This is a genomic window from Corynebacterium marambiense (genome assembly GCF_016342275.1).
Classification (GTDB): Bacteria; Actinomycetota; Actinomycetes; order Mycobacteriales; family Mycobacteriaceae; genus Corynebacterium; species Corynebacterium marambiense.
In genome coordinates, this window is record NZ_JAEIOT010000007.1 from 718,272 (window position 1) to 733,108 (window position 14,837).

Sequence of the window (14,837 nt, forward strand, 5' to 3'; positions counted from 1 at the left end):
AGAAAAAGGAGGCCCCGATTATTCCGGGGCCTCCTTTTCACATGGCTGGCATCGTCAGCCTTCTGCGCTGGCTGCCGTTCGGTCGGATGCGAAGAGTTCCTCGTCGAGGATTCCCTCCCGTTTGGCGACGATGGTGGGGATCAACGCCTGACCTGTGACGTTGACCGCGGTACGCCCCATGTCCAGGATTGGGTCGACGGCAAGCAAAAGTCCGACGCCTTCGAGCGGCAAACCGAGTGTGGACAGCGTCAACGTGAGCATCACGATCGCACCGGTGGTGCCCGCAGTCGCTGCGGACCCGATGACGGAGACGAACACGATCAGCAGGTAATCAGTCAGCCCCAAGTTGATTCCGTAGAACTCCGCCACGAAAATCGCGGCAATGGCAGGATAAATCGAGGCGCAACCATCCATCTTTGTCGTCGCACCGAGCGGCACCGCGAAGGACCCGTAGGCACGGGGCACTCCCAACGCACCAACCACAGTCCGTTCGGTGACCGGCATGGTGCCCATCGAAGAACGACTCGCGAAACCGAGGGAGGTAACCGGCCATGCCTTGCGATAGAACTGTGCGATCGACAGTCCGTTGAATTTCAGTACCAGCGGGTAGACGACACCGATCACGAGGGCGAGACCGATGTAGATCGCCAGGACGAAACTACCGAGGGAGCCGAGGGTCTCCCAACCGTAGACTGCAACCGCCTTGCCGATCAGCGCCGCGGTACCGATGGGCGCGAGCCGGATGATCCACCAGAGCACCTTCTGGATGATGGTGAGCAGTGAACGGGCGACTCCGAGCACAGGCTCCGCATCCTTACCGACCTTGACAGCAGCGATACCAAAGGCGATGGAGATCAGGAGCAATTGCAGAACATTGAAATCGGGGTTGACAGAGAGATTGTCACCTGAACCACGCACCCAAAGGTCAAGACCGAGGATGTTACTCGGAACCAGGGACTGGATGAACGCGGACCAGCTTCCAATGGATCCGGGAGCCGCAGCCGCAGCAACATCAATGCTGGCACTACGTCCGGGGTGCATCAACAGACCGATACCGATACCCACGAAGACCGTCACGAAGGCAGTGATGGCGAACCAAAGCAGTGTTTGCCACGCGAGACGAGCCGCATCGGTGACCTGACGGAGATTCGCAATCGACGTCACGACAGCGGTGACCACCAGCGGTGGAATGAGGACCTTGAGCAGACCGACATAAGCCGATCCAATCGCCGTCAACGTGGTGGCAAGCCAATTTTCACCACCGATGGATCTGGCGACGAGGCCGAGGATGAGGCCGGCGATCAGACCGTAGATGATCTGGGCGCCGAAGCTGGTCAGCGGATTCGAGCGCTTCGTGGGCGCCTCCGCATCGGGTTTCTGCACCCCGTCAGAGCGTGCAGGAGAGCCGGAGATTGATGTAGACACGTCAATGTTTCCTTAGAGAGTTTGGATTCAAACGAGTGGTATGGATTCACGAACACGGAAAGTCGCCGTACAGTCCGACTGCGGTTCCACGGGAGATGCGGGCGTTCCGTCGCGCAGTTCAATACAAACGACAGCAATCACGCCTGAGTCCGAGAGTCAGCGACAGCGGCACAGCGCACACATGTACGGGCGACAGCGGGCGACCACTCGGGTCGCGGTGCCGGGAGACATGCGCGGGGGCTGACGGAAACTCATGTCAGCAACCCTACTCCGTACCGATCTGTATGGTCAATATAGACATATCTGTCTATATTTTTTTGGCGCATAGTCCCAGCTCAGAACAGTGAATGAAAGTACCTCCCGGAATCAGTCAGGACCATCCGGGTCCTCCCCACCCGAATCCCGCCACCGTCGACGCTCCTCGGCGACACCCTCTGCATGACCCTCACGCCGGCCCTCGGCAATACCCTCACGCTCCCCCTTGCGCTCCGCCCGCTTGAGCGCCTTCACCATCTGAGCCGCCGTCATATTCACGGGCGCCCACTCCGGATTCGCAGGCAGAACCCAACCACGCCAGTACGCGAGAATCGCAAAACCGGCACCACAGACGGTGGCCGCAATCATCCCCACACCATCATGACCCGCCCAGTTGAACATGACCATCGTCGTCGCCGCCGTGATCGCAGGCGTGGCATAGAGTGTGTTCCCACCGAAGATCGACGGAATCTCCCCACACGCGACATCCCGGATCATCCCACCACCGACCGCCGTGAGAACCCCCATGAACACCGCCGACGCCGCAGGCAGCCCATAGCTGAGCGCCTTCGTCGAACCGGTCACCGCCCACACCCCGAGAATCACCGCATCCCCGTGCACCCGAAACAACTCCCAGGCCCGCCCCTTGAGATGAATGACCATGGCCAGCACCCCGCCTGCAACGGCAACACCCATGTACAGCGGCTCGGCGATCGCCGCCGGTGGCCCCTGCTGCAGCAGAGTGTCCCGAACCATGCCGCCACCGAGCGCGGAGAGCAGAGCGAGCACGGAAAACCCGATGATATCGAAGTTTCGTTGCCGGGCGATCGTCCCACCGATGGCGCCGTTCAACAGGACACCGATGAGGTCAAGACTGCGATAAATCCCCAGAATCGAGGGGTCGACGGTGAGCATGTGCCCCATCCGACCACGAATAAACCCCCCGTGCCACCCCACACACCGGGGGTAATCATGAGAATACCCCCGACATTATCGCCCGCACAGCCACCCGAAGTTATCCGGCGACCCGCCACACCCAGAGACAGTGGGGGACGGAACCGCGGGATCGCGGCCCAACTCGGATATCCGCCCCTGTCGAGAGACCACCACGAAACGCGTGATACCCCGCTGCACGTGCAGCGGGGTATCACGGTGGGGCCGCCGGGGCTCGAACCCGGGACCAGCGGATTATGAGTCCGCGGCTCTAACCGACTGAGCTACAGCCCCATTCCGACGGTCTGTGATCGCCGGTCGGGTGACAGTATAACCACGCCACAACCCGCCGGTCACACCGGTCCGGCAAGTCCGGAGCAAAACCGCGGAAGGGGATCGTGAAGTGGTGATTTGCCATCCCCGACAGGCGCCGATATAGTAACTCTCCGTTGCCCGGGTGCTTCCCGGAAGACAATCACGATATTCCCCCATAGCTCAATTGGCAGAGCATTCGACTGTTAATCGAAGGGTTACTGGTTCGAGTCCAGTTGGGGGAGCTCACAGAAAAGACCGGACGGTTCCCACCGCCCGGTCTTTTCGTCGTACAGTGCGTCAGTCCGACCCGGCCACAGCGGTCGTGTCGACGAGCGCACGCATGAGCGCCCAGTCCTGCACGGCGACACCGACGGATTTGAACACGGTGACGCGGGCGGGGTCATGGCCCATTTCCCCCGTGGCGAGAGCGGACCCGAGGGTGCGCAAATCCTCGCGCACCAGCCCCCCTGTCTCCAGAGCCTCGATGATCTCCCCCGACTCAGCAGCGACGGCCTCGACATCATCGACGAACAATCGGGCACGGGCGACGTCCGCACCGGACATCTCACGCATCGCCGGGCGATAGGCCCCGATGAGATTGACGTGCGCTCCGGGTTTGAGATCATTGAAGGTGAACAAAGGCTCCGTCGACGGAGTGACGCAGCAGATGATGTCCGCACCGGCGACGGCGGCGCGGGGTTCGTCGGAGGCGATGAACCGAACATCCGGGAATTCGCCGTCAACCCGCGCGATACACGCCTCCGCTGATTCCCGGGTCAGGGCGGCGACCGTGACTGAGCTGATGGGGCGGACTGCGAGGACCGCTCGGATCTGGTCGGGCGCTTGTCCCCCGGCGCCGATCACCGTCAGGTCACGGGCATCGGGCGCGGCGAGCAGGTCCGCCGCGACACCGCTGACGGCGCCCGTCCGCATGGCTGTGGCCTCAGCGGCGTCGGCGCCGATGTGCCGTTCGGTGTGCCATTCCTCCCACGTCAGCGTCCCGGAGAGCGCCGGTCGACGTCCGGTGAAATTGGCTGACAGCGACTTCACCGCGAGAGTCTCGCTAGCGATATGCCGGACCGGCATCACGAGGAAGTTTCCCACCCCCGGGGCGAAGCGCAACGGGATCTCGAACTCCCCCTCGTGCAGACCGATCAGTGCTTCACGGACCCGGTCGATGACGGTGCTCATGGCGACGGCCGTGCGCAGTTGCTCGGCGTCGAACCAGACAGTTCGGGACAATGCCACATATCCTCCTCGCGATATCGGTGGAGGTTCGTATAGTGCGCCGTCCCCGCGCTCCACCGGCCCCAGGGCGCGGAACCGCCCCAAGACTAACAACATTTCCGTCCTACCCGGTGGGCGCGCGGTTCGTTCAACCAGCATCGATCGGCCACAGGTCGCGGATCAGTGCCGCCAGTCAACGCGTTCGGTAGAGTGAGAACATCGACCTCAAGCCCCCTATCAAGGAGCATCCTCCACACATGATCCAGTTCGTCGTCGGCGCGGCCGCAGGTTATGTCTTCGGTACCAAGGCCGGCCGAAAGCGGTACCACCAGCTCAAGAAGGGGTACACCATGGCGGTCGAGTCCCCGGTCGCCCGCGCGGCTGTCACCGCAACCAGGAAGGCCGTCGCCAACAAACTTGACCCGGAGCCCCGGATGAAGGAAGTCAAGGATCTTCGGAGGGGCACGGGTGCCGACCAGACGATCCTTGAACCCGACGAGGACTGACCCCGGTTTCGTACACCCAACAGCCACCGTTTCGCGCCACCGTTCCGCGCTGCTGCAAAGCGGCGTATTCTCACTGATGCAGGATGCGGCCACGGTGGCTTTCTCCTGCGACGGGCCCGCACCGGGGGCCGTCGGCACCAGGTGAGAGGCGGACGAAAATGACCGCGACAGCGGACCTCTACGGAGACAACGTCGGTGCAACGCTGGCGACTACGGTGTACTCGCGCGCCACGGCGGGTGAGCGCTACCGCATACCCGAATGGCACGACGATCAGGCCCGGGAGGTGTGGCGGAAACTGGTCGAGGTCGGCCGGGCCGCCGGATCCGACCCACACGACCTCGTGCTGACCGGCAAATCGAACCTCGCGGGAACCGTGTGGCGGTCGATGGCCATGGACGGCCGCGTCCGGCAGTTCGCCGCCGACCACGAGGCAACGAAGATTCAGGTGGTCACCCTCGGCATCGGTCTGTGCAACCGCGCGTCACGCCTCGCAGACATCGACGCGTCCTGGCTCGGGATCGACAGGACGAAGGTCCTGGAACTCCGGTCCAGGATGATCCCGGACGACGACACGCAACTCATCGACGCCTCCGTTACCGAACCCGGGTGGATCAACGGCGTCGATGCAACGGTACCCACCGTGTTCGTCGCGGAGGGCCTGCTCATGTACCTGACCCGCGACGATGTCACACAGATTCTCGCCGACATCGGGCGGCACATGTCCGCCCCGGCGCGGTTCGTCTGCGATGCGCACCACGCGAGTATCATCCGACGCCCGACCAGGTCCGAGATCACCAAGCGCACCGGCGCCGTCTACACCTTCGGTATCGAGGATTCCCGCCATCTGGCGGCGCTGGCACCGGGCTGGCGGGCGGTCGGGGACGATGACACGTGCAGCCCGATCAGCATCAGCATGAAGATCGTGTCCAGGGTGTTCCGGATGCTCCGCGGCGGTGTCCTCTACGGGGTCAAGACCATCGAACTGTCACCCCACTGACGGTCCGACGGGTGGTGCCGGGTTCAGCCGGTCCTGAATGCCCGGTCCAGAAGTTCCCGACGCGCCTGCTCCAGCGCGACGAGGTCGGCGAACATCGAGTTGTACGCCAGTTCATCATCCGAGGGGCGCATCCGCTGCAGCTGCCCCTTGAGCTGCGCGATCTGGTTGCCGACGCGGACCTCCTGCAGCCTGGACAGCACGCTGTCGGCGTACCGGCCCAGTTCCCCGTCCTCGCAGTGGATCGGCTCCACTGCCAGACCGGAGACCAGATGCTGCCCGACCAGATCATCCATTTCCCCGGCGACCTTCGACAACCAGTCGACGCCGTCGTGGGCGTTACCGCAGCCTCCGGCTTCACTGATGGCCTGGCGGATCGCCTGGTAGGTGGGATGCGTGAACGCGTCCACCGGCAGACCGTCGAAGTACTCCCCCGCGTACTCCGGGTACTGCAGGGCGAGTTTGAGGCTCTCCCGTTCCGGCCAGAGCCGGGGCGTGCGCTGATCCGGTAGCTCGAGCGCCGGTTTCGTCGGGTCGCCGACGGGTGGCGTCTCCGTGTTGTCGAACCGGCGGGCGCGCCGCGGCTCCTGCTTCCTCTTCGGCCGCCGGGCCTCTACCCGGACCTGGTCGAGGACCTCGGTCGGATCCGCCCAGCCGACCCATCCGGCGAGTTGTCGGGCGTACTCGTTGCGGAGCGTCTCGTCCCTGATCCCCGCCACGACGGGTACGCCCCGGCGGAGTGCCTGCAGGCGCCCATCCGCGGAATCGAGTGGGTAATCGGCGATCATCGTCCGGACGACGAACTCGAACATAGGGACCCGCCTGGCGACGAGATCCCGGACCGCGGCATCGCCGCGCTCGAGGCGGAGATCGCACGGGTCCATGCCGTCGGGCGCCACCGAGACGTAGGACTGCCCGGTGAACTGCTGGTCCCCCTCGAAGGCGCGCATGGCGGCCTTCTGCCCGGCCTCGTCCCCGTCGAAGGTGTAGATCAACTCGCCGCGGAAGTAGTTGTCGTCCAGCATGAGACGGCGCAGTATCTGCAGGTGCTCCTCACCGAACGCGGTGCCGCAGGCCGCGACGGCAGTGGTCACCCCGGCGGCGTGCATGGCCATGACATCGGTGTACCCCTCAACGACGACAGCCTGATGCCCTGCGGCGATCGCCTTCTTCGCGTGATCGAGCCCGAACAGCACCTTCGACTTGTGGTAGAGCAGCGTGTCGGGCGTGTTCATGTATTTGCCCATCTGGTCGTCATCGAAGAGCTTGCGCGCCCCGAAGCCGATGACGTCGCCCGCGAGATTGCGGATGGGCCAGAGCAGCCGGCGATGGAACCGGTCGATGGGGCCGCGCTTGCCCATCGTGGTCACACCCGCCGCGGTCAGTTCCTTGACGTCGAAGCCCTTACGCAGCAGGTACTTCGTCGTGGTGTCCCATCCGCCGGGCGCGTAGCCGCAGCCGAAGCTCCGGGCGTGCTCGGCGGAGAAACCCCGGTCCGTGAGGAATGCGCGGGCGGTCGCGGCCTCCGGGGTCTCGAGCTGTTCCCGGTAGAAGGCGTGGGCGGCCTTGTTCACGGCGACGAGCCGCTGCCTGGTCCCGGGCTCCTCACGGCGCCCGGGACCGCCCCCCTCGTAGTTGATGTGGTAGCCGATCTTCTCGGCGCAGATCTCCACGGCCTCCGGGAAGGGGATCTGCTCCATCTTCATCAGGAAGCTGAATACGTCCCCGCCTTCACCGGTGGAGAAGCAGTGGAAGTAGCCCCGGTTCGGCCGGACGTGGAACGACGGGGTCTTCTCGTCCTTGAATGGGGAAAGGCCCTTCATGGAGTCGCTGCCGGCGGGCTTGAGCTGGACGTACTCCCCGACGATCTCCTCGATCGGGGTGCGCTCACGGATCGCCGCGATGTCACTCTCCGGAATACGTCCCTTAGCCATGCCCACCACTGTAGTGCCGGAGCGGCGGACCGGAGGAGTGACCACGGGCCGTCGCACCACCCGGGTCCCGGTAGGCCGCGGTGTTCATGCGATCATGGGGCAATGGACAATCGCCGCCTGCTGGGTGCCGTCGCCGGAGCCGTTCTCGTGCTCGGTGCGGCGTGGTTCGGTATCGATCTGAGCGGGGACCCCGCACCACCTTCGGCCCCGACGCGGGAATCCGCCCGCCCATCGACGACACAGGCCCCACCCTCGCGGTCGGCGACCCGGACCCCGTCCGCGGAAGCGGAGCGGACCTGTCCCCTCGACACCCTCCCGGAACAGGCCGAACTGGTGGTGGAGGACATCCTCGCCGGTGGCCCGTTCGACCATCCCGCGCACGACGGAAAGCACTTCGGCAACTACGAACGCCGACTGCCACGGGAGAACAACAGCTACTACCGCGAGTACACGGTGGAGACACCGGGTCTCAGGCACCGCGGTGAACGCCGCATCATCACCGGCGGCGGCTCCGACCGGGACCCGGACGTCTGGTACTACACGGACGACCACTACGACAGTTTCTGCCTGATCCCGGATGCGGAGGAAAACCGATGACCGCACGGACGGTGACTCTCGGAGCGGCCGCCGCGGCCAACGAGACCACGTGGTTCGCCGCCCTGTTCCACGCCTGCGACGCAGACCCCGAGAGCCCCGTCCCGAAGAATCTCGATGCTCTCGCGGATTTCCTCGGCGAGCGGACCGGGCTACGCAAGGTGGTGAGCCCCGATCTGTCGCACTGGCCCCGGGAACGGCGGATCCTGCTGTGCCGGGTGTTCCTCGGCGCCCGGGTCGATCTGCAGATGAAGTGATCCCCCGGTGAGCTGTCACCACGGGGACCACTTCATCATCCGGTGTGGTTCCGGATAGCACCGAAGTACATCACGGCGTATCCGGATATTTGACTCAGAGTTCAGCCCACGCCTCGGAGTCGGCCACTCAGTTTTTGCGCCGTTTCAGCGCCAGCAGCAGACCGCCCAGAAGCACTGCGATTGCTGCGATGCACACGAGCCACTTGACGTCAGCGCCTGTCTTCGCGAGTACCACATTCCGCGGAGTTGTCGCAGGCGGCTGGCTTTCCGCAGGAAGAATGGATGATGTCTTCGTCGGTGGAGCAGCGCCCGGGGTCGTCACCGTGGAGGACGGGGTCGTCACCGTGGAGGACGGGGTCGTCACCGTGGAGGACGGGGTCGTCACCGTGGAGGACGGGGTCGTCACCGTGGAGGACGGGGTCGTCACCGTGGAGGACGGGGTCGTCACCGTGGAGGACGGGGTCGTCACCGTGGAGGACGGGGTCGTCACCGTGGAGGACGGGGTCGACGTTACTACGGTGTAATCATTGACGAAATGCGCGGTGGGGAAATCCGTGGAAACAGTGACGGTCTGATCAGCAGGTTCCTTCAGCGTATATTCCGCGATCTGGGAACCCGTTGTGTCTTCCGAGACAACGCAGGCTGTTCCGATAGGAACATCAGAGACCACAACCGCCTTTTCTCCGTTCGGCTTAACCAGAACCTCTCCCGAGGACCTGTCCGGATCATTGCACGAGTACCTAAATTTGAACTCGTGATCAGGATCAAGGTGTGCCGAGGTGACCCCGTTCACCGCCTTCGTGATACTGAATCCCGCAACCGGTTTGGTGTACTTGTTCGTGACCTGTGCGTCCGACGTGGAATCTGCCGTGATGGTCACAGGGTTGCCGGTGTAGGTCGTTTCGACCAGGTATCCGTCACGCTCCGCTGAAGAAGTTTCCTCGCTGATCTTGCACGTGGTTCCTTCAGGAAGGACGGGTCCCTTGACTGGCACGCCATCACCGGGCAGCTCAAATACTCCCGAGGTATTGTCCGCATCATCACACACGTACGTGATCCGGAACTTCTCGTCCGATGAGGGGGTGTAGTCCCCATTGACGTTCTTCGACACCGAGAAGGAACCGGTACCGGGGGTGGCTTCACAAGGTACCTTCACCTTGTTGGTGAACGGGAAGAAGTGTTGCTCGCTTCCCCCCAGGACCCCTCCCTTTATAACCAGAGTTCCCTGGATGTTTGCCTTGGTCTTCTGAAGATCCGCCAGTGGTGCAAGAATTGACCCATCGAGTGAATCACCCTTCTGATAGATCTGTTCCACACCCGGCATATTCCACAGGATCGCCCTTGGATCACGGTTGCCCGCCATGTTCATCGTGAAGGTGACCGGTCCATCTCCAACGACGTTGACGATGAGGGCCGAACCGGAATTGACCCCGGGAGAGACACCCTGGAACTTCAACTCCGTGATTTTACTGATCTGCTCAGGGGTCACCGACCAGACATTCGTCTCCCCCGGCTTCAGACTGATACTGACCTTCGCCCCCTCCCAGGTCACCGTCGGCTCGGCCCCAAGCCCCTCGCTGGCCGCAACTGCAATCCGAGCGCTGATTTCCCGGGCGTTGTCCTGGGACCCGAAGATCTTCCCAAAAGCTCCGGGCTCGTGGAGCGTTTTGTTGAGTCGATTGTTCAGGACGACTCTGGGCCGACTGTCACGGCTTTTTCCTTCGGCAACGACGAATTTGAGTACTTCTCCACTGCCACCCTCCCGCGCAAATTCGACACCTTCGCGATTTTCCAGGATCAGATCCCCATCCAAGACCTTGAGCTCGCCAGAAGTCGGAGTTCCGAGATTCAGCCTTCCGACAACCAGGCCAATCGTTCGATCATATCCTTCAGCTCTGGCAGTGTTCTTGGAGTGTGTTGCAACATTGGTTTCACGAAAACTGAGGGTTCCGCCGACGCCCATCGAGCCTTCACTCTCAGCGCTCACCGTGAGATCCTCGAACGCGACGACATTCCAGGATCGATAGTCCTTCATCGGATCAATCTCACAGGTTGATACAACAGCGTCTTCTGCACCGCTGGCCACCGGGGTAACAACACACGTCATCATTCCCAGAATCAGAGCGGAGCTCACGGTGGTCACCCGCTTCAGGACACCCTTGACCCGGTGACCGTGCACCGAGTTCTCGATCATGGCCATTCTTTTCCCATCAGACTAGTAGGACGTGGGTATTTTCCTTCCAAAACGTGCACATCGGAACACTGTCCCCGCCCTTGCTCCACCGAATTTCTCCGGACTCAACTCGACAGAGTTATGGCCGTGAACCACTTTAAAAAACTGACACGAAAACTAATTCGAACCAATTTTCGTACTGCCAAAATTGTGCACCAGGCCACACGTCAACTTCAATTTATAGCCGTCCCCCGGAGAAACCCGCAACAGGTAGCAGACCCCAGGCAGTACATTCCCAAAAGTATCTTTAATACTACTTTCGCCCGGGCATGCATTTCACCTTCTCACGGAAGGGGGCGGCCCACCGGCCCGTGACAGAAAATGCCCCCGCCCCACCCCCGGCGAACCTACTCATGCCGGGGTTCGCCGCTGATGACGTGATCGGCGTGATTGACGGCCTCGGTCACGAGCCGGACGAGGTGCCCGTCATCCATCCGGTAAATCACGCGGCGCCCGTCCTTCCGGGTCTGCACCAGGTTTCCGGACCGGAGCTTGGCCAAATGCTGGGACACGGCCGTCCGGGAGATCCCCGTGGCCGCCACGAGATCGTTGACCGAGTACTCGGCGCCACTGAGCAACCACAGGAGGTGGAGACGCGTCGGTTCGGCCAGGAGCTTCAGGGTGGCGGCCCCGGTGTTCAGCAGCTCGCCAGACACCGGTGGATCGTGTTCCAGAGAAGTGGCGGGATTCCGCGGGTTCATCTTCATGCCCTCTCACGGTACCGGCTACCGGGATTTGAACGACCTGAGTCCCGCGACGATCGCCAGCAGGGTCATCGCGAGGAGGATACCTGTGGCTGCAGGCAGTCCGAACCAGACACCGAGGAACCCGGCAGCCGGGTACGTCGCGAGGTAGCAGGCGTGGGACAACGAGAACTGGGCGGCGAAGATGTAGCTGTAGGACTCGGGTTCCACGTTCCGCCGCAGCACCCTAGACATGGGGGTCTGCAGAGCAGAGGTAGCGGATCCGAGGACGATCCATAGGGCGATGGCCGTCAACCAGGCACCGGCACCGTCTAGCTGACCGCCAGCGGTCAGCAGCAGGATGAGCCCGGCGAGGGCTGTAGCTCCCGCGATTGCTCCTCCCACCATCACGGCACGGTCGGGTACTTTGGTGAGGATCCGGGGCAGGGCGAGAGCGGTGACCATGGACCCGAGGCCGAATCCCGCGAGGGTGATCGCGAGAGCGGTGTCGTTCCTGCCCATCTCTCCCCGGACGACCACGACGGTGTTGATCATGACTGTCGCCATCGGCGCGGCCACCGCGAGGTTGAGCCAGAGCACGCCCCGGAGTTCCGGCTCGGCCGCCATGATCCGGGCACCGCGGAACACCCGGGACAGGAAACCGGATTCCTCCACCTGTGTTTCGGGGCGGGCCGGTAACCTAGCCCCGAACACCAGCGCCGCGGAGACAAGAAAACCAAGCATCGTTCCGATGAACAGGTTGTGGTAGCTCATCACCGCAAGCAGCAGGGCCGCGACAGCGGGGCTGGTTATCTGTTCGACGTCGTACGCCATCCGGGACAAGGAGAGGGCGTTGGTGTACTCGTCCTCGTCGGGAAGAACCAGCGGTATGACCGATTGGAAGGTCGGGGTAAAGGTGGCCGACGCGGCCTGCAACAGGAAGATCGCAGCGTAAAGCTGCCATTCGGAGTGGATGAACGGCAGACAGACCGCAATGGAGGCGCGGAGGAGGTCCGCGGTTATCAGAACGGGCTTGACAGGGAGCTTCGCTGCGACCGCCGTGACGGTCGGGGCTCCGATCACGTAGACGAGGATCTTGATGGTCAACGCTGTGCCGAGCACGAGTCCGGCATTGCCGCCCGCGATGTCGAAGGCGAGGAGCCCAAGGGCGACGGTGAGCAACCCTGTGCCGACCAGGGCGACGACCTGGGCGGTGAAGAGCCTCCGGTAGGTACGGTGCCGGAGGACACTCAGCAGTGGTGGGGCGCTGGTAGGTGTGGACACTCCGGGCTCGTTTCTGTCGTCGCGGGGGATACCCCGGCCGGGGCCGGAGATCTACATACATGTGCATAGGTGTGCACATGTATGTAGATTAGGCTGCCTTCACGGATCCGCGCAACCACCCGTTCCCCCGAGCCTGCAAAAACGTCAGATGTAATACCCCGCCACGCCGCTGGCCTGTTTCGCGGTGCGTTCGAGGCGGGACTCCGTCATCGAGGCGATCTGGTCGATGATCGCCCGGGAACGCGCGACGTCGCTGTCGGCGTCCGCCCACCAGGCCGCGAAGATCGGGTCCAGCGTGCCGGGGGCACCGAAGGTCAGGTAGTCGTGGACCTGCGCGATCCGCTCCCGCTGCCGGTTCTGCCGTTGCTGGTGGCGGGTTTCCTCCATGACGTAGAGGACCGCGATGGTCTTGAGCATCTGGACCTCCGCGGCGGCTGCCGGTGGGACAACCAGCCGTCCGTGCATCCTGCCCAACCGCTCATCACCGACGGCCCCGAGGGTCGCACCGACGGTGGCCCCCACATACCGGCCGACGAGTTCACTGGTCAGCGCCTTGAGCGCGACGAGAGAGGAGAGCGAACCGTCGTAGTCCGCTGCTGCCGCGACGACGGGTAGCTGGCGCAGGGAATCCGCTGCGGCGATCATCTCCTCCGGGTCACCGCCGAACGCCTCAGCCCCCTTCTCCGCGAGTTCCGCGAGCTCGAAAAGATCCCACAGGACCTTCAGGCTGATGCGTCCCGAGCAGATGCCGTCCTCGACGTCGTGCACCGAGTAGGCGACGTCATCGGACCAATCCATCACCTGACCTTCGATGGAGGGCCTGGTGTCCAGTGGGTCGTGACCCTCGCGGATCCAGGCGAGCAGCTCCGACTCCTCGTCGTAGGCGCCGTACTTGCGGCGCGGCGTCCCGTCAGGCGCGATCCGTGTCCACGGGTACTTGCAGGCGGCGTCGAGGGAGGCTCGTGTCAAGTTGAGACCGTGGGGGGACCCGTCCGGTGCGAGGATCTTCGGTTCCAGGCGCGCAATGATCCGCAGCGTCTGGGCATTTCCCTCGAAGCCCCCGCAATCGGCGGCCAGCTCGTCGAGGGCCACCTCTCCGTTGTGTCCGTAGGGCGGGTGCCCGATGTCATGGCAGAGCCCGGCGAGATCCGCCAAATCCGGGTTCACGCCGATTCCGGAGGCGATGCCGCGGGCTATCTGGGCCACCTCGAGGGAGTGCGTGAGCCGGGTCCTGGGGGTGTCCCCGTCCCGGGGCCCGACTACCTGGGTCTTGTCGGCGAGTCGGCGGAGTGCTGCGGAGTGGAGAACCCGGGCTCGGTCGCGTGAGAAAGCACTGCGGTTGTCCACCGATGCGGCGAACATCTGGCTACCTTTAGGGTTCTCATCGCAGAAGCGCACCCTATCTTCGGCGGTGTAGTGGTACTGGGCGGGGCTCTCCACGGTCAGTCGGTTTCTCCTGATCAGGTTGACTAAGGGGACTTCAGTTTCTCTGCGTCGCAGCTCTTGTCGCGGTCAAGGTAACGGTAACGGGTGTTTCTCGACGGTCTCAGTCGGCCCGCGACCTTGCGTAGTGTCCTTTCCAGCATATCGGCCACCCCGGCTAATCCGGGTAGGCGACGCAGGTCAGCTACCGCGAGTCCAGCGGACTCGTGCAACAGAGTCCACGCCCAGTGCTTCCCCGGGAACCGGGTGGGGGTCCCTGCCGCCCCGACCGTGGACACATTCCGGAACCCTACCTCCCGGGCGATCAGGCGGGCCCGCAGACAGTGGTTGGGATCGGTGACGATGATGACCCCACCAGGATCCGGGTATGCGGCCAACGCGGCGGCGAAGGAGCCCCTGGTGTCGTTGCCCTGTGCCACAGCGGTGATCGCCCCCGGGTCGACTCCTGCGCGGTGGAGATGGTCCGCCCCGACACCTGCTTCTGTATACCGGTCTCCCGGCAGGTTCCCGCCGACCGTGATGATGTGGAGGGACGGGTTGACCCGCCAGAGTTCCACCGCCTGATCCAGTCGGGCCGCGAACTGGGCGCTGGGGCGGCCATCGTACTGGGCTGTTCCCGGGATGATGAGGGTCTGCACCGACCGCGGATCAGGTGTCGGGCGGTGAGCCTGCAGGACTACCCGCACAGGCCAGATCATCACCACCGCGGCGCCAATGACGCCGACTGCGCTCATACGGTTCATGCACGCCAGT

General features: G+C 63.6%; 13 protein-coding genes and 2 tRNA genes. 5 read left to right on the plus strand and 10 right to left on the minus strand.

From position 1 onward, the window contains the following. Nucleotides 1-54: 54 nt before the first annotated feature. The 3 genes from JDV76_RS08275 to JDV76_RS08285 form a co-directional block, all read right to left on the minus strand. On the minus strand, nucleotides 55-1,383 hold the full coding sequence (locus tag JDV76_RS08275) for a dicarboxylate/amino acid:cation symporter (RefSeq protein WP_376992954.1): 1,329 nt from the start codon (nucleotides 1,381-1,383) through the stop codon (nucleotides 55-57). 408 nt (nucleotides 1,384-1,791) lie between these two features. Then, nucleotides 1,792-2,595, minus strand: coding sequence for a trimeric intracellular cation channel family protein (locus JDV76_RS08280; protein ID WP_198736365.1), 804 nt, complete (start codon nucleotides 2,593-2,595; stop codon nucleotides 1,792-1,794). Nucleotides 2,596-2,833: 238 nt separating this feature from the next. Further along, a tRNA-Ile gene (locus JDV76_RS08285) sits at nucleotides 2,834-2,907 on the minus strand. Nucleotides 2,908-3,097: 190 nt separating this feature from the next. Here JDV76_RS08285 and JDV76_RS08290 point away from each other — a divergent pair. Next, nucleotides 3,098-3,170 (plus strand) — tRNA-Asn (locus JDV76_RS08290). A 55-nt stretch (nucleotides 3,171-3,225) separates the two neighbouring features. Here the strand turns inward: JDV76_RS08290 and JDV76_RS08295 are convergent. Further along, the gene (locus JDV76_RS08295; RefSeq protein WP_198736366.1) at nucleotides 3,226-4,176 is read right to left on the minus strand and encodes an ornithine cyclodeaminase family protein; all 951 of its coding nucleotides are present in this window, start codon (nucleotides 4,174-4,176) and stop codon (nucleotides 3,226-3,228) included. A 236-nt stretch (nucleotides 4,177-4,412) separates the two neighbouring features. On the opposite strand from JDV76_RS08295, the gene JDV76_RS08300 reads away from it, so the two are divergent. Continuing rightward, on the plus strand, nucleotides 4,413-4,661 hold the full coding sequence (locus JDV76_RS08300) for a hypothetical protein (RefSeq protein WP_198736367.1): 249 nt from the start codon (nucleotides 4,413-4,415) through the stop codon (nucleotides 4,659-4,661). 158 nt (nucleotides 4,662-4,819) lie between these two features. Then, nucleotides 4,820-5,659, plus strand: coding sequence for a class I SAM-dependent methyltransferase (locus JDV76_RS08305; protein WP_198736368.1), 840 nt, complete (start codon nucleotides 4,820-4,822; stop codon nucleotides 5,657-5,659). 23 nt (nucleotides 5,660-5,682) lie between these two features. Here the strand turns inward: JDV76_RS08305 and dnaG are convergent, their stop codons facing one another. After that, nucleotides 5,683-7,590: a DNA primase gene (gene dnaG, locus JDV76_RS08310; protein ID WP_198736369.1), complete on the minus strand. Its 1,908-nt coding sequence runs from the start codon at nucleotides 7,588-7,590 to the stop codon at nucleotides 5,683-5,685. A gap of 102 nt (nucleotides 7,591-7,692) precedes the next feature. On the opposite strand from dnaG, the gene JDV76_RS08315 reads away from it, so the two are divergent. Then, nucleotides 7,693-8,187 (plus strand): guanyl-specific ribonuclease, encoded by a 495-nt coding sequence (locus JDV76_RS08315; protein ID WP_198736370.1) that lies wholly within the window; start codon nucleotides 7,693-7,695, stop codon nucleotides 8,185-8,187. Then, nucleotides 8,184-8,441, plus strand: coding sequence for a hypothetical protein (locus JDV76_RS08320; protein WP_198736371.1), 258 nt, complete (start codon nucleotides 8,184-8,186; stop codon nucleotides 8,439-8,441). The genes JDV76_RS08315 and JDV76_RS08320 overlap by 4 nt, the downstream gene beginning before the upstream one ends. Nucleotides 8,442-8,568: 127 nt before the next feature. On the opposite strand, the gene JDV76_RS08325 is transcribed toward JDV76_RS08320, so the two are convergent. The 5 genes from JDV76_RS08325 to JDV76_RS08345 form a co-directional block, all read right to left on the minus strand. Continuing rightward, nucleotides 8,569-10,641, minus strand: coding sequence for a collagen-binding domain-containing protein (locus tag JDV76_RS08325; protein WP_198736372.1), 2,073 nt, complete (start codon nucleotides 10,639-10,641; stop codon nucleotides 8,569-8,571). A gap of 380 nt (nucleotides 10,642-11,021) precedes the next feature. After that, nucleotides 11,022-11,381 (minus strand): ArsR/SmtB family transcription factor, encoded by a 360-nt coding sequence (locus JDV76_RS08330; protein ID WP_376992945.1) that lies wholly within the window; start codon nucleotides 11,379-11,381, stop codon nucleotides 11,022-11,024. Between the two features lie 18 nt (nucleotides 11,382-11,399). After that, complete coding sequence (locus JDV76_RS08335) at nucleotides 11,400-12,641, minus strand: MFS transporter (protein WP_248140777.1); 1,242 nt, start codon at nucleotides 12,639-12,641, stop codon at nucleotides 11,400-11,402. Nucleotides 12,642-12,785: 144 nt separating this feature from the next. Beyond that, nucleotides 12,786-14,081 carry a deoxyguanosinetriphosphate triphosphohydrolase gene (locus tag JDV76_RS08340; protein WP_198736373.1) on the minus strand — a complete coding sequence of 432 codons (1,296 nt, stop codon included), beginning with the start codon at nucleotides 14,079-14,081 and terminating at the stop codon, nucleotides 12,786-12,788. A 29-nt stretch (nucleotides 14,082-14,110) separates the two neighbouring features. Next, on the minus strand, nucleotides 14,111-14,827 hold the full coding sequence (locus JDV76_RS08345) for a YdcF family protein (RefSeq protein ID WP_232958983.1): 717 nt from the start codon (nucleotides 14,825-14,827) through the stop codon (nucleotides 14,111-14,113). Nucleotides 14,828-14,837 lie beyond the last annotated feature (10 nt).

Excerpts from the sequence above, each read along its gene's own strand:
- JDV76_RS08330 (WP_376992945.1), bottom strand. The coding sequence starts at position 11,381 with ATGAAGATGAACCCGCGGAATCCCGCCACTTCTCTGGAACACGATCCA.
- JDV76_RS08300 (WP_198736367.1), top strand. The coding sequence starts at position 4,413 with ATGATCCAGTTCGTCGTCGGCGCGGCCGCAGGTTATGTCTTCGGTACC.
- JDV76_RS08345 (WP_232958983.1), bottom strand. The coding sequence starts at position 14,827 with ATGAACCGTATGAGCGCAGTCGGCGTCATTGGCGCCGCGGTGGTGATG.
- JDV76_RS08315 (WP_198736370.1), top strand. The coding sequence starts at position 7,693 with ATGGACAATCGCCGCCTGCTGGGTGCCGTCGCCGGAGCCGTTCTCGTG.
- JDV76_RS08305 (WP_198736368.1), top strand. The coding sequence starts at position 4,820 with ATGACCGCGACAGCGGACCTCTACGGAGACAACGTCGGTGCAACGCTG.
- JDV76_RS08320 (WP_198736371.1), top strand. The coding sequence starts at position 8,184 with ATGACCGCACGGACGGTGACTCTCGGAGCGGCCGCCGCGGCCAACGAG.
- JDV76_RS08325 (WP_198736372.1), bottom strand. The coding sequence starts at position 10,641 with ATGGCCATGATCGAGAACTCGGTGCACGGTCACCGGGTCAAGGGTGTC.
- dnaG (WP_198736369.1), bottom strand. The coding sequence starts at position 7,590 with ATGGCTAAGGGACGTATTCCGGAGAGTGACATCGCGGCGATCCGTGAG.
- JDV76_RS08280 (WP_198736365.1), bottom strand. The coding sequence starts at position 2,595 with ATGCTCACCGTCGACCCCTCGATTCTGGGGATTTATCGCAGTCTTGAC.